The organism is Chromobacterium sp. Panama (assembly GCF_003052555.1).
Classification (GTDB): Bacteria; Pseudomonadota; Gammaproteobacteria; order Burkholderiales; family Chromobacteriaceae; genus Chromobacterium.
The window spans coordinates 4,102,816-4,123,741 of sequence record NZ_QARX01000001.1; the positions used below are offsets into that span (position 1 = coordinate 4,102,816).

Annotated in this window: 21 protein-coding genes; 5 read left to right on the forward strand and 16 right to left on the reverse strand. The window is 65.5% G+C overall.

Annotated features, from left to right (window positions below):
• Positions 1 to 5 precede the first annotated feature (5 nt).
• The 11 genes from DB032_RS18575 to paaG all read right to left on the reverse strand — a co-directional run bounded on the left by DB032_RS18575 (position 6) and on the right by paaG (position 9,686).
• Positions 6 to 779: an enoyl-CoA hydratase-related protein gene (locus tag DB032_RS18575; protein WP_107800768.1), complete on the reverse strand. Its 774-nt coding sequence runs from the start codon at positions 777 to 779 to the stop codon at positions 6 to 8.
• Positions 748 to 1,380 carry a TetR/AcrR family transcriptional regulator gene (locus DB032_RS18580; RefSeq protein WP_107800769.1) on the reverse strand — a complete coding sequence of 211 codons (633 nt, stop codon included), beginning with the start codon at positions 1,378 to 1,380 and terminating at the stop codon, positions 748 to 750. The genes DB032_RS18575 and DB032_RS18580 overlap by 32 nt, the downstream gene beginning before the upstream one ends.
• A gap of 122 nt (positions 1,381 to 1,502) precedes the next feature.
• Positions 1,503 to 2,570 carry a 1,2-phenylacetyl-CoA epoxidase subunit PaaE gene (gene paaE / locus DB032_RS18585; RefSeq protein WP_107800770.1) on the reverse strand — a complete coding sequence of 356 codons (1,068 nt, stop codon included), beginning with the start codon at positions 2,568 to 2,570 and terminating at the stop codon, positions 1,503 to 1,505.
• 32 nt (positions 2,571 to 2,602) lie between these two features.
• Entirely contained in the window at positions 2,603 to 3,109 is a 507-nt protein-coding gene (gene paaD, locus DB032_RS18590; protein WP_107800771.1) for a 1,2-phenylacetyl-CoA epoxidase subunit PaaD, read from the reverse strand.
• A complete protein-coding gene (gene paaC / locus DB032_RS18595) occupies positions 3,109 to 3,891 on the reverse strand; it encodes a 1,2-phenylacetyl-CoA epoxidase subunit PaaC (RefSeq protein WP_233246738.1) in 783 nt (260 codons plus the stop codon). Before paaC ends, paaD begins: the two co-directional genes overlap by 1 nt.
• 10 nt (positions 3,892 to 3,901) lie before the next feature.
• Positions 3,902 to 4,396, reverse strand: coding sequence for a 1,2-phenylacetyl-CoA epoxidase subunit B (locus DB032_RS18600; RefSeq protein WP_158274355.1), 495 nt, complete (start codon positions 4,394 to 4,396; stop codon positions 3,902 to 3,904).
• A 12-nt stretch (positions 4,397 to 4,408) separates the two neighbouring features.
• Positions 4,409 to 5,392: a 1,2-phenylacetyl-CoA epoxidase subunit PaaA gene (gene paaA / locus DB032_RS18605; protein WP_107800772.1), complete on the reverse strand. Its 984-nt coding sequence runs from the start codon at positions 5,390 to 5,392 to the stop codon at positions 4,409 to 4,411.
• 122 nt (positions 5,393 to 5,514) lie between these two features.
• Positions 5,515 to 6,828, reverse strand: coding sequence for a phenylacetate--CoA ligase PaaK (gene paaK / locus DB032_RS18610; protein WP_107800773.1), 1,314 nt, complete (start codon positions 6,826 to 6,828; stop codon positions 5,515 to 5,517).
• A gap of 119 nt (positions 6,829 to 6,947) precedes the next feature.
• Positions 6,948 to 7,379, reverse strand: a complete 432-nt coding sequence (paaI, locus tag DB032_RS18615; protein ID WP_107800774.1) for a hydroxyphenylacetyl-CoA thioesterase PaaI — start codon at positions 7,377 to 7,379, stop codon at positions 6,948 to 6,950.
• On the reverse strand, positions 7,372 to 8,886 hold the full coding sequence (locus tag DB032_RS18620; protein ID WP_107800775.1) for a 3-hydroxyacyl-CoA dehydrogenase: 1,515 nt from the start codon (positions 8,884 to 8,886) through the stop codon (positions 7,372 to 7,374). The genes paaI and DB032_RS18620 overlap by 8 nt, the downstream gene beginning before the upstream one ends.
• A gap of 2 nt (positions 8,887 to 8,888) precedes the next feature.
• Positions 8,889 to 9,686 carry a 2-(1,2-epoxy-1,2-dihydrophenyl)acetyl-CoA isomerase PaaG gene (gene paaG / locus DB032_RS18625; protein ID WP_107800776.1) on the reverse strand — a complete coding sequence of 266 codons (798 nt, stop codon included), beginning with the start codon at positions 9,684 to 9,686 and terminating at the stop codon, positions 8,889 to 8,891.
• Positions 9,687 to 9,886: 200 nt separating this feature from the next.
• On the opposite strand from paaG, the gene paaN reads away from it, so the two are divergent.
• The 3 genes from paaN to DB032_RS18640 all read left to right on the forward strand — a co-directional run bounded on the left by paaN (position 9,887) and on the right by DB032_RS18640 (position 13,675).
• A complete protein-coding gene (gene paaN, locus DB032_RS18630) occupies positions 9,887 to 11,554 on the forward strand; it encodes a phenylacetic acid degradation protein PaaN (protein ID WP_107800777.1) in 1,668 nt (555 codons plus the stop codon).
• 190 nt (positions 11,555 to 11,744) lie between these two features.
• Entirely contained in the window at positions 11,745 to 12,053 is a 309-nt protein-coding gene (locus DB032_RS18635) for a DUF485 domain-containing protein (RefSeq protein ID WP_107800778.1), read from the forward strand.
• Positions 12,050 to 13,675: a cation/acetate symporter gene (locus tag DB032_RS18640; protein ID WP_107800779.1), complete on the forward strand. Its 1,626-nt coding sequence runs from the start codon at positions 12,050 to 12,052 to the stop codon at positions 13,673 to 13,675. Before DB032_RS18635 ends, DB032_RS18640 begins: the two co-directional genes overlap by 4 nt.
• A 6-nt stretch (positions 13,676 to 13,681) precedes the next feature.
• Here DB032_RS18640 and DB032_RS18645 read toward each other — a convergent pair whose 3' ends face one another.
• Positions 13,682 to 14,566 carry a LysR family transcriptional regulator gene (locus tag DB032_RS18645; RefSeq protein ID WP_107800780.1) on the reverse strand — a complete coding sequence of 295 codons (885 nt, stop codon included), beginning with the start codon at positions 14,564 to 14,566 and terminating at the stop codon, positions 13,682 to 13,684.
• A gap of 116 nt (positions 14,567 to 14,682) precedes the next feature.
• Here DB032_RS18645 and DB032_RS18650 point away from each other — a divergent pair, with 116 nt between their 5' ends.
• Positions 14,683 to 15,708: a YeiH family putative sulfate export transporter gene (locus DB032_RS18650; protein ID WP_107800781.1), complete on the forward strand. Its 1,026-nt coding sequence runs from the start codon at positions 14,683 to 14,685 to the stop codon at positions 15,706 to 15,708.
• Between the two features lie 72 nt (positions 15,709 to 15,780).
• Here DB032_RS18650 and DB032_RS18655 read toward each other — a convergent pair whose 3' ends face one another.
• The 4 genes from DB032_RS18655 to DB032_RS18670 all read right to left on the reverse strand — a co-directional run bounded on the left by DB032_RS18655 (position 15,781) and on the right by DB032_RS18670 (position 19,961).
• Positions 15,781 to 16,176, reverse strand: coding sequence for a DUF2628 domain-containing protein (locus DB032_RS18655; RefSeq protein ID WP_107800782.1), 396 nt, complete (start codon positions 16,174 to 16,176; stop codon positions 15,781 to 15,783).
• Between the two features lie 192 nt (positions 16,177 to 16,368).
• Complete coding sequence (locus DB032_RS18660; RefSeq protein WP_107800783.1) at positions 16,369 to 17,559, reverse strand: hypothetical protein; 1,191 nt, start codon at positions 17,557 to 17,559, stop codon at positions 16,369 to 16,371.
• A gap of 153 nt (positions 17,560 to 17,712) precedes the next feature.
• Positions 17,713 to 17,901: a YbdD/YjiX family protein gene (locus tag DB032_RS18665; RefSeq protein ID WP_107800784.1), complete on the reverse strand. Its 189-nt coding sequence runs from the start codon at positions 17,899 to 17,901 to the stop codon at positions 17,713 to 17,715.
• The gene (locus DB032_RS18670) at positions 17,901 to 19,961 is read right to left on the reverse strand and encodes a carbon starvation CstA family protein (RefSeq protein WP_107800785.1); all 2,061 of its coding nucleotides are present in this window, start codon (positions 19,959 to 19,961) and stop codon (positions 17,901 to 17,903) included. Before DB032_RS18670 ends, DB032_RS18665 begins: the two co-directional genes overlap by 1 nt.
• Positions 19,962 to 20,206: 245 nt before the next feature.
• Between DB032_RS18670 and DB032_RS18675 the strand changes: the two genes are divergently transcribed.
• Positions 20,207 to 20,926 carry a response regulator gene (locus tag DB032_RS18675; RefSeq protein WP_081549203.1) on the forward strand — a complete coding sequence of 240 codons (720 nt, stop codon included), beginning with the start codon at positions 20,207 to 20,209 and terminating at the stop codon, positions 20,924 to 20,926.

Here is a 20,926-nt window from a genome sequence, read left to right on the forward strand (position 1 = left end):
CTGGATCAACGGTGTTGGAACTGCGGCGGCCGCTTGTCGAGAAAGGCCTGCATGCCTTCCTTCTGGTCGGCCAGCGAGAAACTGGCGTGAAAGGCGCGCCGTTCGAACAGCAGGCCTTCGGCCAGGCTGGATTCGAAAGCGCGGTTCAAGGACTCCTTGATCAGCATCAGCGCCGGCAGCGAGTAGCCCGCCATCCGCGCGGCCAGCGCCTGCGCCGTCGCCAGCACGTCGGCGTCCGCCACCACCCGCGACACCAGGCCGGCGCGCTCGGCTTCATCGGCGCTATAGAGCTGACCGCTCAAGCACCATTCCATCGCCTTGGCCTTGCCGATGGCGCGCGGCAGCCGCTGGGTGCCGCCCATGCCGGGCAGGGTGCCCAGCTTGACTTCCGGCTGGCCGAAGCGGGCGGACTCGCCGGCGATGATCACGTCGCACATCATCGCCAGCTCGCAGCCGCCGCCTATCGCCAGGCCGCGCACCGCGGCGATCAGCGGCTTGCGCACGCCGCGCGCGCGCTCCCAGTGCCGGCTTACGTAATCGTCGAGAAAGACTTGCTGATAATCCCATTCGGCCATGCGGCCGATGTCGGCGCCGGCGGCGAAGGCCTGCTCGGTGCCGGACAGCAGAATGACGCTGATGTCGGGATCGCCGTCCGCCGCGTCCAGCGCGGACTCCAGCTCCCGCATCAGCTCGGGGCTCAGCGCATTGAGCTGCGCCGGCCGGTGAATTTCCAGGTGGCAGATCCGCTCAGCGCGGCGCTCCCTCAGATGCTCGCTCATGGTCAGTTCCCTCTCCACATCCATACACCCCGTGAAGAAACAACTGGCTGACTATCCGCGCCATGCCCTGCCGGTCCACCGCGCCGTCCGCGCGGAACCAGGTGAAGGTCCAGTTCATCATGCCGAACAAGGTCATCGTCACCGGTTTGACCTCCGTCGCCGGCAGCTCCGGCCGCAAGCGGGCGATCAGTTCGGCAAAGGCGGACACCACGCCGGCCTGCTTGGCCTTCACCTTCAGCCGGTCCGCCTCGCCCAGGAATTTGACGTCCTGCACCAAGACCATGTGGTAATGGCGCGAGAACGCGTACTCCTCCATGAAGCGCTCGATCAGCAGCCGCAGATGCGCGTCCGCCGGCAGCGCTTGCCGCGCCGCCTCGTCGACGATGCCCACCAACCTATCCACATAGGTGTCGGCAATGTCGAACAGCAGATGCGATTTGTCGCGGTAGTAGTGATACAGCAGCGGCTTGGACATGCCGCACAGCTCAGCCAGTTGGGCTATCGAAGCACTGGGAAAACTCTGCTCGGCAAACAGGCGGGCAGCGTTCTCCAGTATGTTTTGTTGCTGCGCCTCGTAATTGGGAGATTTTGTTCTGGCCATATCCGCATATCGGTTGAATGAAAAGACCAGACGCGGCACCAGCGAACCTCCCCGATGACTACGAGCCGCCAGGCAAACCCCGGTCAAACCGGGGCTTGCCAGCGGTTCTAGACAAGCAACCGTCAACGCTCATCAAAACTGAGCACCACTTGCTGGGTCCGTGGACGCGCCTGACAGGCGAGCACGAAGCCTTGTTCCACCTCGGCCGCTTCCAGGGCGAAATTCTTGTCCATGGACACGCGGCCGGACAGCACCTTGGCTCGGCAGGTGCAGCATACCCCACCTTGGCAAGAGTAAGGTAGGTCGACCCCGGCCGCGGTGGCCGCTTCCAGGATGCGCTCGCCGGCGCTCAGTTCCAGTTGGCGCTGCTGTCCGTCGATGATGAGGGTGACGCTGGCCGCCGGATTGTCCTCGGCCGCCGCTGCCGGTTTGGCCACGCCGCGCCCCGGTACGCCGAAACGTTCGTAATGGATGCGTCCGGCGGCCAGCCCCACGCGCTCCAGGCAGGCGCAGGCCTGATCAATCATATCGTTGGGGCCGCAAACGAAGGCTTCGTCCACCGCGCCGTCCGGCAGCAGCGCGGCCAGCGCCCTGTGCAGCCGTTCGCCGTCGAGACGGCCGTGAAACAGCTCCGGCTGCTGCGCTTCGCGGCTGAGGAAGTGATACACCGCCAGGCGCGCCGGATAGCGCGACTTCAGCGCCGCCAGCTCGTCGGCGAACAGAATGCCGCCGCGCCGCCGATTGCCGTACAGCAAGGTGAAACGGCTGTGCGGCTCTCGCCGCAAGGTGGTTTTCAAAGTGGACAGCAAGGGGGTGATGCCGCTGCCGGCGACGATGCCCAGATAATGCTTGCGCTGCTCCGCCGCCAGCGGCGTGAAAAAGCGCCCCTCCGGCGGCATCGCTTCCACCTCCTGCCCAAGCTGCCAATGCCGATGAACGTGGCTGGAGAATACGCCGCCCTCCACCCGCTTCACCGCCACCCGTAAAATGCCTTCGTCCGCGCCGCAGCACAGCGAATAAGTGCGCCGCTGCTCCACGCCGTCGATATGTTCGCGAAACACCAGGTGCTGGCCCTGGGTGAAGCGGAAGCGCTCCTTAAACTCCGCCGGCGGCTCCAAGGTCAGCGAAATGGCGTCGTCGGTTTCCTGGCGACGTTCGACGACGCGCAGGCGATGGAAAGCTAGTCTCATCCCGGTCTCCTTACTCCGGTCCCTCAGTGGACTCAGATCGGCTTGAAATACTCGAATGGCTCCAGACAGGCCTCGCAGCGGTAGAGCGCCTTGCAGGCGGTGGAGCCGAACTGGCTTAGCCGCCGGCTGCGGACGGAGCCGCATTGCGGGCAGGCCGGCGCCGCCGTTTGGAAGCGCAGCGGCTGCCAGTCGTCCTCGGCCGCCCTTGCGCAGGCCGGCGGCGCAATGCCGTAACGGCGCAGCTTTTCGCGGCCGTCGGCGCTGATCCAGTCGCTGCTCCAGGCCGGACTCAGCTGGGTGCGCAACACCACCCGCTCTTCGCCCGCCTGACCCAAGGCCTGCCGCACCGAGGCGGCGATGGCCTCGGTCGCCGGGCAGCCGGAATAAGTGGGGGTCAGCGTCACCTCCAGATCCTCCCCCACCCGCGCCACCTTGCGCACGATGCCCAGATCGCACAGCGACACCGCCGGCACCTCGGGGTCCGGCACCTGGTCCAGCACCCGCCAGGCTTGCGCCACGCTCAGCCGCGCGGCGCGCATCACCAGCGCCCTCCGGGATAGGCGCGCTGCAGGAACTGCATCTCCGCCAGCACATGGCCCAAGGATTCGCTGTGTTCGCCGCGCTTGCCGCCGGAACGATATTCGGTGTCCGCCGGCGGCCGCAGCGTGGCTTCCGCCAGCACCGGCAGCATCAGCGCCTCCCATTCCTTCCGCAGAAGAGCCGCTTGCGGCGCGACGCCGTCCAGGCGCCGCTCCAGCGCGTCCTCGTCGAACATCTCGGCCAGATACGGCCACCAATGCGTCAGCGCCCGCTGCATGCGCCGCCGCGATTCGTCGGTGCCGTCGCCCAGCCGCACCACCCATTCCGCCGCGTAGCGCAGGTGGTAGCGGCTTTCCGCCAGCGCCTTGCCGGCGATCGCCGCCAGCCGCGCTTCGCCGCCGCCGCGCAAGGCCCGCCACACAGCCACTTGGTAGGCGCTGAACAGGGCGATGCGCAACACGGTCTGGCCGAAGTCGCCGTTGGGCAGCTCCAGCAAGGTCAGGTTGCGGAACGCCGGCGCGTCGCGCAGATAGGCCAGCGCGTCCTCGTCCCGGCCCCGTCCCTCCCATTCGCCGGCCAGACTCAGCAGCAAGCGCGACTGGCCTATCAGATCCAGCGCGATATTGCTCAGCGCGATATCGTCTTCCAACTCCGGCGCGTGGCCGCACCATTCGCCCAGGCGCTGGCCCAGCAACAAGGTGTTGTCGCCCAGCCGCAGCGCGTATTCGATCAGGTCCGCCGTCGCCGGCGGCTGCGTTTGCACAAGCATCTGCACAGACATCGCGTACTCCTCACATATGGTTCACGGCTTCCGGCAACTGGAAGAAGGTGGGCAAGCGATAAGTCTTGCTGGCCATCGGTTCGAACAGCATCTCGCGTTCGTCCGGCTCGCTGCAGCTCAGCGCCGCGCTGGGCAGCGCCCAGACCGCGCCGGGCGGGAACTCGCCGAAGGCCCGCTCCGCCCGCTCCAAGGCCTGCGATGCCGACGCGGCCAACAGGCTGGCGACGTGCAGATGATCCAGACCCGGCTTGAGTTGCAGAAACACTTCGTACTGCTGCGGCTCCGCGGCTTCCGTCGCAGACGGCGGTTCGCCGTTCTCGCTTAGGCGGGCGCTGGGCGCCACCCACAGGCTGATGCCCTCTTGGCGGCGGAAATAGATGTCTCTGGCCAGCAGCAGCGCATGGCGCGCATCGGCGGCGTGCAGGCTGCTGGAGTGCTTGTATTGCAAGGCGTTGCGGCCAAGGACAAAGACCTCGAAACGCGGCCAGGCGTTAGGCTCGGACATGATGGCTCCTGATCAGGCGGCGGCACGCGCCGCCTGTTTGTCGGCATAGGCTTGGGCGGCGGCGCGCACCCAGGCCCCCTCTTCATGCGCGCGGACGCGCGCGGCCATGCGTTCGCGGTTGCAGGGGCCGTCGCCCGCCAGCACCCGCTTGAACTCCGTCCAATCCGGCTCGCCGAAGTCGTAATGACCGCGCGCCTCGTTCCAAACCAGCGCCGGGTCCGGCAGCGTGATGCCCAGCACTTCGGCCTGGGGCACGATGGCGTCGACGAACTTCTGCCGCAAATCGTCGTTGGAAATGCGCTTGATGCCCCATTGCATGCTGCTGGCGCTGTGCACCGAATCCCGGTCCGGCGGGCCGAACATCATCAGCACCGGCCACCACCAGCGGTTCACCGACTCCTGCACCATGGCCCGCTGCTCCGCGCTGCCGCCCATCATCGTCAGCAGCAGATCGTAGCCCTGGCGCTGGTGAAAGCTTTCTTCCTTGCAGATGCGCACCATGGCGCGGGCGTACGGGCCGTAGGAACAGCGGCACAGCGGAATCTGGTTCATGATCGCCGCGCCGTCCACCAGCCAGCCTATGGTGCCGATGTCGGCCCAGGACACAGTGGGGTAATTGAAAATGCTGGAGTACTTGGCGCGGCCGGACAGCAAGGTCGCCACCATTTCGTCGCGCGGGCTGCCCAGGGTTTCCGCCGCCGCGTACAGATAAAGGCCGTGCCCGCCCTCGTCCTGCACCTTGGCCAGCAGAATGGCCTTGCGCTTGAGCGTGGGCGCACGGCCGATCCAGTTGCCTTCCGGCAGCATGCCCACCACTTCGGAATGCGCATGCTGGGAGATCTGCCGCAGCAAGGTTTTGCGGTAGGCGAGCGGCATCCAGTCGCGCGCTTCTATCTTGTCGTCCGCCTGCAGCTTGGCGTCGAAGGCCTGCTGCTGAAGCGACGGCTCAGCCGCCGCCGCGGCGATGTCCGGCTGATCCAGGGCTTGGGTGTACATGGCGCATCCTCCTAGGTGAGCATCGCCGGAAGCGGATGTCCGGCGCGCTGAAACAGCATATTAATTAATTTACCGGTCGTTCAATTAAAATACAAGCATTAACGCAACCTGCCCCTCGTCGCCTAGTCGCGCGGCCGCTTGTCCACCACCCGCCGCGCCTTGCCCACCGAGCGTTCTATCGTCATCGGCTCCACCACCTGCACTGTGGTCGTTACGCCGACATGGCTCTTGATGCTGTGCTGCAACTGCCGCGCCGCCAGCTGTTTGGCGTCGTCGCGCGCCGGCCCGCTGGGCTCGCGCTCGACGAAGACCGCCAGGCTGTCCAGGTGACCGTCTTTGTCGACCTCCAGATAGAAGTGCGGCGCCAGCCCCGTTTGCCGCAGAATCACTTCCTCGATCTGGGTGGGAAACACATTGACGCCGCGGATGATCAACATATCGTCGGACCGGCCGACGATCTTGCCGATGCGCCGCATCGAACGGCTGCTGGGCGGCAGCAGCCGGGTCAGGTCGCGGGTGCGGTAGCGGATCACCGGCATCGCTTCCTTGGTCAGCGAGGTCAGCACCAATTCGCCCTCCTCCCCGTCCGGCAGCACTTCGCCGCTGTGCGGATCGATGATTTCCGGGTAGAAGAAATCCTCCCAGATCACCGGGCCGTCCTTGCTTTCCACGCACTCGCTGGCCACGCCCGGCCCCATCACCTCGGACAGGCCGTAAATGTCCACCGCGTCTATGCCGGCGCGGCGCTCGATCTCCTGCCGCATCTGCCCGGTCCACGGCTCGGCGCCGAAGATGCCCACCTGCAAGGAGCAGGCCGCCGCATCCATGCCCCGGCGCTCCATTTCATCAAGGATGTTCAACATATAGGACGGCGTGACCATGATGATGTCCGGGCGGAAATCCTGGATCAGCTGCACCTGGCGCTCGGTCTGACCGCCGGACATCGGCACCACGGTGCAGCCCAGGCGTTCCGCGCCGTAGTGCGCGCCCAGCCCGCCGGTGAACAGGCCGTAACCGTAAGCGATGTGCACCATGCTGCCGCGCCGGCCGCCGGCGGCGCGGATGGAGCGCGCCACCACCGTGGCCCAGGCCTCGATATCGTTGCGGGTGTATCCCACCACCGTGGGCTGGCCGGTGGTGCCGCTGCTGGCGTGGATGCGCGACACCTGGTCTCGCGGCACCGCGAACAGGCCGAACGGGTAGTTGTCGCGCAAATCCGCCTTGCTGGTGAACGGGAAGCGGCTCAGATCCTCCAGCCGCCGCAATTGCCGGGGATGGACGTCGGCTTGCTCGCACTTGGCGCGAAAGGGCGCGACATTGTCGTAAGTGTGTTGCAGCGTCCATTGCAGACGCTGCAGCTGCAAGGCGGACAGTTCGTCGCGGCTGGCGGTTTCCATCGCGTCCAGCTCGCTGGACATAGGGCGGGTGACGGGCATGGTGCTTCTCCTGTGTGGGTTCGGGGCTGGCTCTGCGGCCAATTGCTGCTGGCTGGACAAGACGGCGGGCTTGCGCTCCTTGGACGGGCGTTGAGAAACAAAAAACGGCATGCGGCCTTTTACTCGGCCCGCTCTCCGCTCCGATGCGAGCGGCCGCGCAGCAGGGCCAGGGTTTCGCCGCGCTGATTGCTGATCCGCACATCGTAAAGACCTTGCCGAGCCCCCTGATGCAGGCACTCGGCCTCCGCCAGCAGGCAGTCCCCGCCGCGGGCCGGCAGCAGATACTCCACGCTGACGGCCGCGCCGACCGTCCTCGGCCCCCAGCTATTGCAGGCGACGGCGAAAGCGGTGTCCGCCAGCGCGCACAGCAGGCCGCCGTGACATAGCTGGAAGCCGTTGAGCATGTCGTCGCGCACGCGCATGCGTAGCCGGGCCCGGCCCGGCGCCACGTCCAGCAGCTCCATGCCCAGGCTGGCCGACGCCCGATCCTGGCTCAGCATCGCCAGCGCGCTGTTCTCGGCAAGTTGCCGAGCGGCTTCTGTCTCAGTCATGGAAGCGTCCTCCGGACAAGGCCAGCCGCCGCAGCAGCGGTGAGACGCGATAACGATCGTCGCCGTAGTGCGCGTGCAAAGCGTCCAATGTCTGCGCCAGATAGTCCGCACCGAGCTTATCGGCCCAGGCCAGCGGACCGCGGGGATAAGCGGCGCCCAGGCACATCGCCTGATCCACGCTGTCCGCCGCGGCCACGCCCTGCCCCACCGCGTCGGCCGCCTCGTTGGCCAGCATCGCCACGGTGCGCAGCACCGCCATGCCGGCGGCGTCGTCCATCCGCGACACCAGCAGGCCGGCCGCCTGCAACACGCCCTCCGCCCGCGCCGCCGCCTCCGGCGCGGCCTGGTCCGCCACGGCCAGCGCCAGCCGCGGCGCGCTGGCGTAATCCAGAGCCAGATCGAACACCGCCCAGCCGGCGTGGCCGCTGTCCGCGGCGCGGCGGGTGGCGCTGCGGCCGTCGGACAGGGCCAGCCGCAAACCGTCCCAGTCCAGCCAGCCCTGCTCCGGCCCCGGCTCGCGTTCCACACGCACGCCGCCGGCCCGCAAGCGCGCCAGCAAGGGTTCGGCCGCGCCCAAGCCGCCATGCACGCGCAGCGCCGCGGGCGCCGCTTGCGGCGGCGCGGCGTCCGGCGCCGGCAAGGCCTGGCCGTAATCGTAAAAGCCGCGACCGCTCTTGCGGCCCAGGCGGCCGGCCGTGACCAACTCCTGCTGCAGCGGCGACGGCCGGAAACGCGGGTCCTGCTGCATCGCCTGATACACCGACTGCGTCACCGCGAAATTCACGTCATGGCCGATCAGGTCCATCAATTCCAAAGGTCCCATCGCGAAGCCGCCGGCTTCGCGCAGCAAGGCGTCCAATGTGGATGGCTCGCAAGCGCCTTCTTGCAGCAGCCGCAAAGCCTCGGCGTAGAAAGGCCGCGCCACCCGGTTGACGATGAAGCCGGGAGTGGACGCGGCCGGCGCCGGCGTCTTGCCCCAAGCGCGCATCCACTGGCACAGACGCTCCGACAAAGCCGGTGCGGTCTCCAGTCCGCTCACCACTTCCACCAGCTTCATCCGCGTGGCCGGATTGAAGAAATGCAGACCGATCACCCGCTCGGGATGACGCAGACCCGCCGCCAGCGCGGTGATGGACAGAGAGGAGGTGTTGCTGGCCAGGATGGCGGCGGCCGGCAACAGGGCGTCCAACTGACGCAGCAGCGCCTGCTTGGCGTCCAGACGTTCGACGATGGCCTCTATCGCCAAGGCGGCGTCGGCCAGCTCCTCCAGACAGGAGGCCGGCCGCAGCCGGCGGCGCGCGGCGTCCAGTTGCGACTGGCTCCATTTGCCGCGCCGGACCAGGCCGGCCCAGTCCGCGGCGATCGCATCCGGCGCCGCAGCCGCCGCAGCCGCGTCCTGATCGTAGAGATAGACCTCATGCCCCGCCGCAGCGGCCACCGCGGCGATGCCGCGCCCCATCGCGCCGGCGCCTATCACCGCCACGCGCTGTTCCTTGTCCGGTTTCATGGTCATCGTCCTCCAAAGCGCGGCGGCCGCTTGCCCAGAAAAGCCGCCACGCCTTCGCGGTAATCGGCGCTGAAGCCCAGCTCCCGCTGCGTGTCGCGCTCCAATTGCAGTTGCCGCTCCAGACTGTTGCCCTCGGCCGCCTGCAGCGCCTGCTTGATCCGCGCGTAGGCCAGCGTCGGCCCGCTGGCCAGTTGCTCGGCAAGCTGCCGCACCGCGGCGGGAAAATCCTCGTCGTCTACGCAGCGCCAGATCAAGCCCCATTGCTCGGCACGCTCGGCCGGCAAGGGCTCGGCCAGCAGCGCCAGCCCCATCGCCCGCGCCTGGCCCAGCAAACGCGGCAGCCAGTAACTGCCGCCGGCGTCCGGCAGCAGACCGATCTTGCTGAAGGCCTGGATGAAACTCGCCGAGCGGGCGGCGATCACCAGATCGCAAGCCAGGGCGATATTCGCTCCGGCCCCGGCCGCCACGCCGTTGACCGCGGCGATCACCGGCTTGGGCATATCGCGCAGCCGCCGCACCAGCGGCGCGTAGTAAGCCTCGATGGACAAGCCCAGATCCGCCGGCGGCTGTCCCGGCTCCGGCGCCCGGTCGCTCAGATCCTGGCCGGCGCAGAAGGCGCGGCCGGCGCCGGTCAGCACCAGCGCCCGGACCTCGGCGTCGTCGCGCAGGCGGTCCAAGGCCGCCGCCAAGGCCTGGTGCATGGCGGGGTTGAAGCTGTTCAGCCTTTGCGGCCGGTTCAGCGTCACGGTCGCCACTCCGGCCTCCAGATTCACCTCAATACTCGTTTCCGCTGCCTGCATGCTCGCCTCCCCTTTGGGCGCGGCCTTGGCTCAACTGGCCAAACCGCCACTTCGGCAAACGCTATCATTGACCGACCGGAAAATCAATTATAAGCTGACCCACATCAATGACAGTGCGCTGAAACTGTTGTTACCGTGCCCGGCTTGCCGCTGACATGGCGCAGGCCGGCCTCTCATCCCTCCGCCCGAGGAGAACGTCCATGTCTCACCCTCTGTTCCAGCAGCATCAAGCCACCTTGGACCAGGCCCTGCAGGCCTTGAGCGAGCGCCAGTACTGGTCCCCGCACCCGGAAATGCCCAGCCCCAGAACTTATGGCGAAACCGCCGCCGCGGACGGCCAGGCGGCGTTTGAGGCTTTATTGCAACAAGACTTCCAGCTGGACGGCCTGCCGGCCGGCCAGGGCTGGGTGGGCAGCGAACGCTCTCCCTATCGCGGCGCTTTGCGCATCCGCTATCCGCGCCATGACGCCGACGCCTTGCTAAGCGCCTCCACCGCGGCGCTGCAATCGTGGCGGCAAGCCGGCCCGCAGGCCTGGGTGGGCGTCTGCCTGGAAATCATTCAGCGGCTGAACCGCCGCAGCTTCGAGATCGCCCACGCGGTGATGCACACCACCGGCCAGGCCTTCATGATGGCCTTCCAGGCCGGCGGCCCGCATGCGCAGGACCGCGCCTTGGAGGCCGTAACCTACGCCTGGCGCGAGATGTCGGCCATTCCCGGACACTGCCGCTGGAGCAAGCCGCAGGGCAAACATGAACCGCTGGTGCTGGAGAAAAGCTGGAAGGTGATCCCGCGCGGCGTCGGCCTGGTGATAGGCTGCAGCACCTTTCCCACCTGGAACGGCTATCCGGGGCTGTTCGCCAGCCTGGCCACCGGCAACAGCGTCATCGTCAAGCCGCATCCCGGCGCGGTGCTGCCGCTGGCCCTGACGGTGCGCATCGCCCGCGAAGTGCTGGCCGAGGCCGGTTTCGATCCCAATACCGTGCTGCTGGCGGCGAACCAGCACGGCGAGCCGCTGGCCAGCCTGTTGGCGCAGCGGCCGGAGGTGAAGCTGATCGACTTCACCGGCAGCAGCGCTCACGGCGAGTGGCTGGAGAGCCAGTGCCGCCACGCTCAGGTCTACACCGAAAAAGCCGGCGTCAACTGCGTGGTGCTGGACTCCACCGCCGATTTCCCCGGCCTGTGCCGCAACCTCGCGCTGTCGCTGGCGCTGTACAGCGGCCAGATGTGCACCGCACCGCAGAATATTTTCATCCCGGCCGACGGCATCCACACGCCCGAAGGCAAGCTGTCCTACCAGCAAACGGTGGAAGGCCTGTGCGCGGCGCTGGAAGCGCTGTGCGCGGAGCCGGCCAAGGCGGTGGAACTGCTGGGCGCGCTTCAGAACCCCGGCGTGGTCCAAAGGCTGGAGGCGGCGCGCGCGCTGGGCCGGCCGGCGCTGGACAGCCGGAGGCTGAGCCACCCGCAATACCCGGAAGCCGAGGTGCGCACCCCGCTGTTGCGCCAATTGACGATGGAGGACCGCGCCGTTTACGAGCAGGAACACTTCGGGCCGATCAGCTTCCTGATTCAGACGCCGGACAGCGCCGCCGCGCTGCGCCAGGCGGAAGACAGCATGCGCCGCCACGGCGCCCTGAGCTTCTCGGTCTACAGCACGGACCAGCAGGTGCAGGCGCTGGCCCGACAGGCGGCGGAAAACGCCGGCGTGTCGCTGGCGCTCAATTTCACCGGCGCGGTGATGGTCAATCAGTCCGCCGCCTTCAGCGACTTCCACGGCAGCGGCGGCAATCCGGCGGCCAACGCCAGCTTGTCCGACAGCGCCTTCGTCGCCAACCGCTTCCGCGTGGCGCAAACCCGCAGCTTCGTCTGAGCCCCGGCCCCGGTCTCGGCCGGGGCGCCACCCGCCATCGTCAAAAGCGCGTTTACGATCCGGAAAGCCGGAGCGAGACAAGGCCTTGCCGCGGAAGAACAGGAATGCGCCGGCGTTCTTGCGCGGCGCTCGCCGGCTAACGCTCCACGCCGCGCAGCTGATCGTAAGCCGCTGGTTAAGGAGCCGCGCCATGAGCCCGCAACAACAGCAAGCGATTCTGAATCATCCCGCCTTTCAACAACTGGCCCGCGGCAAAGCGCGGCTGGGCTGGAGCCTGACCGCCGTCATGCTGCTGCTCTATTACGGCTTCATCCTGGTGCTGGCCTTCGCGCCGCAGTGGCTGGCCCAGCCCATAGGTGCCGGCGTCACCACCGTGGGCATGCCGGTGGGCGTCGCCATCATCCTGGCCGCGTTTGCGCTGACCGGGATTTACGTGCGCCAGGCCAACAAGCGGCTGGACCCGCTGAACGAACAAGTGCTGAAGGAGTGCCGGCCATGAGAATCCCTGTCGCCATGCTGGCGCTGACGCTGGCCGGCCCCGCCTGGGCCCAGTCCGGCGCGCAACGGCCCTTGAACTGGAACGCCATCCTGATGTTCCTGCTGTTTGTGGCGCTGACCCTGTTCATCACCGCTTGGGCCGCCCGTCGCACCCGTTCCGCCTCGGACTTCTATACCGCCGGCGGCGGCGTCACTCCCCTGCAAAACGGCCTGGCCATCGCCGGCGACATGATCTCCGCCGCCTCCTTCCTCGGCATCTCCGCGATGATGTTCAGCAAGGGCTACGACGGCCTGATCTATGCGCTGGGGGTGTTGGCCGGCTGGCCCATCATCATGTTCCTGATCGCCGAGCGCTTGCGCAATCTGGGCCGCTTCACCTTCGCCGACGTGGTGTCCTACCGCTTGAGCCAGACCCCGGTGCGCATCACCGCCGCCTGCGGCACGCTGACGGTGGCGCTGCTCTATCTGGTGGCGCAGATGGTGGGCGCCGGCAAGCTGATCGAACTGCTGTTCGGCGCCAGCTACCTGAGCGCCGTGATCATCGTCGGCGCGCTGATGGTCTTGTACGTGATGTTCGGCGGCATGCTGGCCACCACCTGGGTGCAGATCGTCAAGGCGGTGCTGCTGCTATCCGCCACCAGCTTCATGGCCTTCATGGTCTGGCGGCGCTTCGGCTATAGCAGCGAGGCCATGTTCGCCGCCGCCGCCGAGCTCCGCGGCCAGGCCATCCTGGCGCCGGGCGGCCTGGTATCCAATCCGGTGGACGCCGTCTCCCTGGGGCTGGGCATGATGTTCGGCACCGCCGGCCTGCCGCATGTGCTGATGCGCTTCTTCACCGTGGCCGACGCCCGCGCCGCGCGCCAATCGGTGTTCTACGCCACCGGCTTCATCGGCTATTTCTATCTGCTGCTGATCCTGGTGGGCTTTGGTGCCATCCTCATCGTCGGCGGCGACGCCGGCTTTCGCGACGCAGACGGCGGCATTGTCGGCGGCGCCAATATGGTGGCGGTGCACCTGGCCCAGGCGGTGGGCGGCAATCTGTTCCTCGGCCTGGTGTCGGCGGTGGCCTTCGCCACCATTCTCGCCGTGGTGGCCGGCCTGGCCCTGTCGGCCGCGTCGGCGGTGTCCCACGACCTGTACGCGGTGGCGCTGCGCAAAGGCAAGGTGAGCAGCGCCGAGGAAATGCGAGTGTCGCGGCTGGCCACGCTGGTCATCGGACTGCTGGCCATTCTGCTGGGCTTGTTGTTCGAGAAGCAGAACATCGCCTTCCTGTCCGGCCTGGTGCTGGCGATTGCCGCCTCGGTGAATTTTCCGGTGCTGTTCCTGGCGATGTTCTGGCCCCGGCTCACCACCCGCGGCGCGGTGGCCGGCAGCCTGGCCGGCCTGACGTCCGCCATCGCGCTCTTGGCGCTGGGGCCCATGGTGTGGGTGGATATCCTGGGCCATCCGCGGCCGATCTTCCCCTACGCCAACCCGGCGCTGTTTTCCATGAGCGCGGCCTTCGCCTGCGCCTGGTTGTTGTCGATCTGCGATCGTTCGTCACAGGGCCAATTGGAACGCAGCCGCTTCCCGGCGCAATACATCCGCGCGCTGACCGGACTGGGGACCGGCGCCAAGCCCTGATGGGGTTCAGGCCAGCAGCGCCGCCATCGTCATGTTCTGGAACGCGGCCATGCCGCGGGTCAGCGTCTTATCGCGGTGCTGCACCTGGTACAAGGTGCGCGTCAGCACCGGCAGGCCGGCGTTCAGCTCCACCACCGCGCCGGTCTGCAACAGATCGGCCACCACCCGCCGCGACAGGCAGCTGACCCCCAGGCCGGCGGCCACCGCGTGCTTGATTGCTTCGGAATGGCCCAACTCCATGCTGACGTTGAGCATGGCCAGGTGCGGCAGCAATAGCCGATCCACCTCCTCGCGCGTGCCGGAGCCGGCTTCGCGCAGAATCCATTCCGCTTGCGCCAGGTCCTGGCGCGCCGCCTCGCCCCGCGCCAGCGGGTGATCCGCGGCGGCGAACACCACCAGCTCATCCTGTCTCCAGGGCTGGGCGACCAGATCCGGGTGATGGCAAGGCCCTTCGATGAAACCGAAGTCCACCCGCAAGGCCGCCACCGCGTCGACGATGTCGCGGGTATTGGCCACGTCCAGCTCCAAGCGCGCCAGCGGCCAGGCGGCGCGGAAGGCCGCCAGCTGCTGCGGCAGCAGATAGTTGGCCACCGTGCTGCTGGCGCCTATCTTCAAGGACATCGCCCCGGCGTTGAACAGACTCTGCATGTCCTGAGCCGCGTCCAGCATGGCCCGCGCCTTGGGCCACAGCAGCCGGCCATGCTCGTTCAGGCTCAGCCGTTTGCCGATGCGGTCGAACAAGCGCACGTCTAGGCCGGTTTCCAGCTTGTCCAGCGCCTGGCTGGCGGCGGACTGGGTCAGCGCCACCTGTTGAGCCGCCTGAGTGACGGTGCCGTATTCGGCCACCGCGACGAAGACCTCCAGCTCGCGCAGGGTCAGCTTCAAGGCCATACCCCCTCCTTATATTGATTTTGCTACTGACATATATCCATTTTATCCGTTTCTCTACTGAAAACGAGGGGCGTATCGTTAGCCTCATCCGCCATAGACCAAACAGGCATTTACTTATGACAAACCTTCGCCAAATCATGCCGGGCCTGGCGTTGGCCATCGCCCTCGCCGTCGCCGCGCTCTACGCCGCGGATTTGCCGGCGATGAAACATCTGGGCTTCTCCGCCCTCACCCTCGCCATCCTGGGCGGCATGCTGATAGGCAACACCGTCTACCGCTACTTCGCCGGCGCCAGCCACCACGGCATCCAGTTCTCCAAGCAGAAGCTGCTGCGCCTGGGCATCATCCTGTTCGGCTTCAAGCTGACCTTCCAGGACATCGCCGCCGTCGGCTTCGCCGGCGTGCTGATCGACACCCTGGTGCTGTGCACCACCTTCCTGCTGGCCTTCCGCATCGGCCGCAAGTATTTGGGCATGGACGAGCAAAGCGTGATCCTGATCGGCGCCGGCAGCTCCATCTGCGGCGCGGCCGCGATCCTGGCCACCGAGCCGGTGCTCAAGGCCCACGCGGAAAAAGTGGCGGTGGCCGTCGCCACCGTGGTGGTGTTCGGCACCGTGGCGATGTTCCTGTGGCCGATGCTGTATCAGTGGACCAGCCATCTGGGCATTTCCGAGTTCAGCTACGGCGTGTTCGCCGGCTCCACCATCCATGAAGTGGCGCAGGCGGTTGCCGCCGGCAAATCGGTCAGCGAGGCGGCGATGACCACCGCGGTGATCACAAAGATGATACGGGTGATGATGTTGGCGCCCTTCCTGATCGCCCTGTCCAGCTGGCTGGCCGCCAAGCCGCACGGCAGCCGTCAGCAGAAGGGCCGCATCGCCATCCCCTGGTTCGCCGTCGCCTTCCTGGGCGTGGCCGCCTTCAACTCCTTCAATCTGCTGCCGGCCGCATGGGTCAACGCCATCGTCTCCCTGGACAATCTGCTGCTGGCCGCCGCGATGGGCGCGTTGGGCATCACCACCCATTTCTCCGCCATCCGTCAGGCCGGCGCCAAACCGATGCTGCTGGCGTCCATCCTGTTTGGCTGGTTGATCGTCGGCGGCGGCCTGATCAACTTCGGCGTCAGCCATCTGCTGCACTAAACGCCGCTCGCGCAAAATCAAAACCGCCCGGTTTGCGCCGGGCGGTTTTTTTCACTGAGCGGCCATCATGGTTTAGAACAAGCCACGGAAAGGGTTCCACCCCTTATAGCCTTTGACCTTCTTTTGGTAATACAGATAATTCACCGACATGCCAGCCAGCGCGCTAAAGCCGAAACCAAGCCCGCGGGTGATCGACTCAGGCACATCCAGCAAGACGAGGAACAGGTTGATCAGCAGCGCCACACCCAACAAGGACAGCATGTTCTTCCACAAGCCCAGCACCAGGTAATAGATTGGCCAGAAGAAAAAAGCGATGAAATTCATCTGCACCTTAAGGCGGTCGCCAAACGACAAGGCTTTGAACGCCTCCTTGTAACTGGCGCTATTTGGCGCGCCGTGCAGGTCGAAGAAGGCAAAGCGCATCTGCCATTTGTCACTGTAAGCGGTGTAAGCGGAAGGTTCTGACATGGCTTTTCCACATGTGGTTAATAATGACATTATTTTGCGACATGCCAAAGGATAGGACAATGAAATCGCGGTCGGAGCCCATCCCAAGCCAAAACAAAACCGCCCGGCTTACGCGCGGGCGGTGGCAGTGGCTTGTATTACGACCAGGCCTCAGCTCTGCTCCTGTTCAGCCTCCTTCCAACGCACTCCCTATCACTCCCATGCCTGCTCGCGTGACTGCCCCTGCATAACCTTCTGCTGGCTTTTAACCAAGGCCGTCGTGAACTGTCTCTTGAAGTTGTCCGCCGGGCGCCAGCCTTTGCCGTCCCGGACAAAGCTGAACTCGCCTTCCAATAACAAACGGCCCTTCTTGCCGATCATCGTCATGAATGGGTCGCGATACTGAACCATCAACTTGCAGTTCCAGACGCCGCCTGCGCCTTGCACGCAGTCGCTCAAGGGCAGTACTTCACCGAGCGCAAATTCCGGCTTCCCCAACGCACCCAGCGCACGGGTCAAAGGGTCGACACCTGGCCCACCCAGCTTGCGAAAATCGAGCACGCCTTGTTGCAGCGCCTGCCTCACGCCCAGCCGGCCCAAAGGCTTGCCCAACTCCGGCAACATACCATCCGCGTCCAACTGAGCATAACGTGTGCGCAGCACACGTTCATCGCTTCCCTTTACATGGATAGCGTCGTCTTTTCCCTGTACCTCGTAGGCGATGGGCGCGCGCTGCTGCTCATCCGCCACCAGAACCGCCACGCAGCCACGGGCGCGCTCCATCTTGATGTATCCCAGCTCCTTGACCTGCTCCAACTTGAGATTTCGCAGATTGATGGTTTCCGGCGCACTCGCGCTGAGCTTTGACGATATCTGGTGCAACTTCTCAGACATCAAAGAGGCCCGTATGCTTTTCTTCACCATGGACGCTTCGCATCTCGGCACCAGCGGTGGTGTCAGAAAGTACCAGCCGGCCACGCCGATCAGCGCCGCGCCGCCCAGCCCCCAAGCCAGCTTCCCGCGCCATGTCGTCGCCTTTTGTCGCTGGAGCAGCGCCAATTCCAGCTCCAGATCCTGGTTGTATTCATCCACCGCCTGCCTGCGCACCGCATTGGACGTGAAACCTTCGTCCGCATCCGCCTTGGCTTCGATTTCAATCATTTGCTCAAAGCTCAGCACTTCCTCCTCTTCCAACCAGTCCAGGCCTCCGCCCAAGGTGGAGAAGGGCTCCGCGTCCTGCTCGCGCAGTTTGTCGCGCGCGGCTTCGTAAATCGCCTGGTCAATCACTCCGCCCGCCAGCAGACGGTCAAGAATCGGGCTTGCAAACGTGGAATCGCTCATATCGTCCATCAACGGCGCGCATTTCGCATACGCAGCCGGGCTAGTGGAAAGGGCGCTCAGCATAACCCACGCCTAAAACTCAAGCCAATTTGGATTTAAAATCCACAAAAAAATGCCAAAAAAATAGAAACACAATTTCCACGGAGCGCGCCCGCGCATGCAATGAAAAACGCCCGGCCAAGCCGGGCGCTATCAAGTATGACTAACCGTTAGAACTCAGCACGGACACTTCTTCATGCTCTTGCCGCCATAGCGTTCATCCTGACAACGGCGGAAGAAAGCCTCGCGGCTCATCACCTCCGCCTTGGGATCGAAGCGGCGGCGGCTGGCGACGTAAGCGTCGTAATCCTTGACCCCCACCATCAGCCGGGCGGTTTTCGCCCATTGTTGCCATAGCTTGCCCATCACGCGCCCTCCTCCCGGAACATGGCCGGCACCTCCTTGGCGGTGGACCATTTCACCGCCAGGGACTTGCGCATCACGTTCAGCGCAAACGCCAGCATGGCGATCACCACCGCCATGAACAGCGCCGTCAAGGTGGCGTCCACATAGTCATTGAAGATGATCTGATGCATTTGCGCCATATTCTTGGCCGGCGCCAGCACCTCGCCCTTGGCCGCGGCGGCGGAGAATTTGTCCGCGTGGGCCAGGAAGCTGATCTTGGGACTGGCGTGGAACAGCTTCTGCCAGCCGGCGGTCAACGTCACCACCAGCAGCCACAAGGTGGGCACGGCGGTGACCCAGATGTAGCGGGTTTTCTGCATTTTGATCAGCACCGCGGTGGCCAGAATCAGCGCGATGCCGGCCAGCATCTGGTTGGCGATGCCGAACAGCGGCCACAAGGTGTTGATGCCGCCCAGCGGATCCACCACGCCCTGGTAGAGGAAGTAGCCCCAGCCGGTCACCGCCAGGCCGGTGGCGATCAAGTTGGCCGCCCAGGACTCCGTGTTGGCCATAGGCTTGACCACCAGGCCCAGCAGATCCTGGATCATGAAGCGCAGCACGCGGGTGCCGGCGTCGATGGTGGTGAGGATGAACAGGGCTTCGAACAGAATGGCGAAGTGATACCAGAAGGCCATCATCGCCGGCCCGCCTATCACATTGGACAGAATGTGCGCCATGCCCACCGCCAAGGTCGGCGCGCCGCCGGCGCGGGACAGGATGGTGCTCTCGCCCACGTCCTTGGCCATCTGGGTCAACATGTCCGGCGTGATGAGGAAGCCCCAGCTGGAAATCACCTGGGCGGCTTCTTCCGCGGTCTTGCCTATCACCGCCGCCGGGCTGTTCATCGCGAAGTACACGCCCGGATCCAGCACGCAGGCGGCGATCAACGCCATGATGGCGACGAAGCTTTCCATCAGCATGGAGCCGTAGCCTATCATGCGGGCGTGGGTTTCGTTCTCCAGCATCTTGGGCGTGGTGCCCGAAGCCACCAGCGCGTGGAAACCGGACACCGCGCCGCAGGCGATGGTGATGAACAGGAAGGGGAACAGATTGCCGGCGAACACCGGGCCGCTGCCGTCGATGAATTTGGTCACCGCAGGCATGTGCATATTGGGCGCCACGATCATGATGCCGATGGCCAGGCCGACAATGGTGCCGATTTTCAGGAAGGTGGACAGGTAGTCCCTCGGCGCCAGCAACAGCCATACCGGCAGCACCGAGGCGACGAAGCCGTAGCCGATCAGCGTCCAGGCCAGCGTGGTGCCGCTCAGGGTGAACAAGGGCGCCAGGGTTTCGTTCTTGGCGATGTCGCCGCCGTAAACAATGGCCAGCATCAGCAGGATGAAGCCGATGACGGAGATTTCGCCGATTTTGCCCGGCCGGATGTAGCGGGTGTAAACGCCCATGAACAGCGCGATCGGTATCGTGGCGGCAATGGTGAAGGTGCCCCACGGGCTGCCGGTCAGCGCCTTGACCACCACCAGCGCCAGCACCGCCAGCAGGATGACCATGATCATCAGGATGCCGATGGAGGCGATGACGCCGGGGATGGCGCCCAGTTCGGTGCGGATGATCTCGCCCAGCGATTTGCCGTCGCGGCGCACCGACAGGAACAGGATCAGGAAATCCTGCACCGCGCCGGCCAGCATCACGCCGACCAGAATCCACAGCGTGCCCGGCAGATAACCCATCTGCGCGGCCAGCACCGGTCCCACCAGCGGCCCGGCGCCGGCGATGGCGGCGAAGTGGTGGCCGAACAACACCCATTTATTGGTGGGCACGTAGTCCAGGCCGTCATTGTATTTTTCCGCCGGGGTCAGCCGGCGAGCGTCCAGTTCCAGCACTTTGTGGGCGATGAAGCGGCCGTAAAAGCGATAGGCGATGGAGTAGACAGACACCGCCGCCACGATCAGCCAGACCGCGTTGACCGGCTCGCCGCGATTGAGGGCCACCACGGCGAAGGCCGCCGCGCCCGCCAGGGCGACGGCCAGCCACACGGCCCATTCTCTTATCTGTTGCATATGGCAAGTTCCTATTCTCTTTATCCCGTTTTAATTTATCGGTCCCTGGCGGCAACGGCGGCCACGGCCGGCTTTTTGTGCCTGACCGATTCTGGATTGATAGCGCCGGAAAATCAAGCAGGCCAAATCATTTGTAAAAACTATCGATAGTTTATGACGAATAGCAGTCACGATAATGCTAAAGTCGCTGGCAAACCTCGCGTGCTAATATTTTGATTTGAACCACCGAAATCCCGTCGACGGACATGAACAGCGATACCCCCCATATTCTCATCGTCGAAGATGACGTGAGACTAGCCGAATTGATAGGCGCTTATCTGAGCAAGCACGGCTATCGCATCTCCCAGCACGGCCGCGGCGACACCGCGCCGGCCATCATCCTGGAAGAAAAGCCGGACCTGGTGATCCTGGACATCATGCTGCCGGGCAAGGAAGGCTTCGACGTCTGCCGTGAAATCCGCCCGCGCTATAACGGCCGGGTGCTGATCATGACGGCGCGCGACGAGGACGTGGACGAAATCCTGGGACTGGAACTGGGGGCCGACGACTACCTGGCCAAGCCGGTGGAGCCGCGCCGCTTGCTGGCGCGGGTGCGCGCGCTGCTGCGCCGCGGCGGGCCGGGGGCGCAGGCCGACGGCGAGGCCGGCGACGAAGACAGCTTCACCTTTGGCCAGTTCTGCATCAGCCAGGCCACGCGCGAAGCCACGCTGAACGGGGAGCTGATCGATCTGACCACCGCCGAATTCGACCTGCTGTGGCTGTTGTCCTCCCATGCCGGCCAGGTGCTGTCCCGCGACGACATCATGAGCGAACTGCGCGGCATCGGCTTCGACGGCTTGGACCGTTCCATCGACGCGCGCATTTCGCGGCTGCGCCGCAAGCTGGGCGACAATCCCGACGCGCCGGCCCGAATCAAGACCGTGCGCGGCAAAGGCTATCTGTTCTCACGCAGCGACTGGGAATAA

Excerpts from the sequence above, each read along its gene's own strand:
- DB032_RS18575 (WP_107800768.1), bottom strand. The coding sequence starts at position 779 with ATGAGCGAGCATCTGAGGGAGCGCCGCGCTGAGCGGATCTGCCACCTG.
- DB032_RS18580 (WP_107800769.1), bottom strand. The coding sequence starts at position 1,380 with ATGGCCAGAACAAAATCTCCCAATTACGAGGCGCAGCAACAAAACATA.
- paaE (WP_107800770.1), bottom strand. The coding sequence starts at position 2,570 with ATGAGACTAGCTTTCCATCGCCTGCGCGTCGTCGAACGTCGCCAGGAA.
- paaD (WP_107800771.1), bottom strand. The coding sequence starts at position 3,109 with ATGCGCGCCGCGCGGCTGAGCGTGGCGCAAGCCTGGCGGGTGCTGGAC.
- paaC (WP_233246738.1), bottom strand. The coding sequence starts at position 3,891 with ATGTCTGTGCAGATGCTTGTGCAAACGCAGCCGCCGGCGACGGCGGAC.
- DB032_RS18600 (WP_158274355.1), bottom strand. The coding sequence starts at position 4,396 with ATGTCCGAGCCTAACGCCTGGCCGCGTTTCGAGGTCTTTGTCCTTGGC.
- paaA (WP_107800772.1), bottom strand. The coding sequence starts at position 5,392 with ATGTACACCCAAGCCCTGGATCAGCCGGACATCGCCGCGGCGGCGGCT.
- paaK (WP_107800773.1), bottom strand. The coding sequence starts at position 6,828 with ATGCCCGTCACCCGCCCTATGTCCAGCGAGCTGGACGCGATGGAAACC.
- paaI (WP_107800774.1), bottom strand. The coding sequence starts at position 7,379 with ATGACTGAGACAGAAGCCGCTCGGCAACTTGCCGAGAACAGCGCGCTG.
- DB032_RS18620 (WP_107800775.1), bottom strand. The coding sequence starts at position 8,886 with ATGAAACCGGACAAGGAACAGCGCGTGGCGGTGATAGGCGCCGGCGCG.
- paaG (WP_107800776.1), bottom strand. The coding sequence starts at position 9,686 with ATGCAGGCAGCGGAAACGAGTATTGAGGTGAATCTGGAGGCCGGAGTG.
- paaN (WP_107800777.1), top strand. The coding sequence starts at position 9,887 with ATGTCTCACCCTCTGTTCCAGCAGCATCAAGCCACCTTGGACCAGGCC.
- DB032_RS18635 (WP_107800778.1), top strand. The coding sequence starts at position 11,745 with ATGAGCCCGCAACAACAGCAAGCGATTCTGAATCATCCCGCCTTTCAA.
- DB032_RS18640 (WP_107800779.1), top strand. The coding sequence starts at position 12,050 with ATGAGAATCCCTGTCGCCATGCTGGCGCTGACGCTGGCCGGCCCCGCC.
- DB032_RS18645 (WP_107800780.1), bottom strand. The coding sequence starts at position 14,566 with ATGGCCTTGAAGCTGACCCTGCGCGAGCTGGAGGTCTTCGTCGCGGTG.
- DB032_RS18650 (WP_107800781.1), top strand. The coding sequence starts at position 14,683 with ATGACAAACCTTCGCCAAATCATGCCGGGCCTGGCGTTGGCCATCGCC.
- DB032_RS18655 (WP_107800782.1), bottom strand. The coding sequence starts at position 16,176 with ATGTCAGAACCTTCCGCTTACACCGCTTACAGTGACAAATGGCAGATG.
- DB032_RS18660 (WP_107800783.1), bottom strand. The coding sequence starts at position 17,559 with ATGCTGAGCGCCCTTTCCACTAGCCCGGCTGCGTATGCGAAATGCGCG.
- DB032_RS18665 (WP_107800784.1), bottom strand. The coding sequence starts at position 17,901 with ATGGGCAAGCTATGGCAACAATGGGCGAAAACCGCCCGGCTGATGGTG.
- DB032_RS18670 (WP_107800785.1), bottom strand. The coding sequence starts at position 19,961 with ATGCAACAGATAAGAGAATGGGCCGTGTGGCTGGCCGTCGCCCTGGCG.
- DB032_RS18675 (WP_081549203.1), top strand. The coding sequence starts at position 20,207 with ATGAACAGCGATACCCCCCATATTCTCATCGTCGAAGATGACGTGAGA.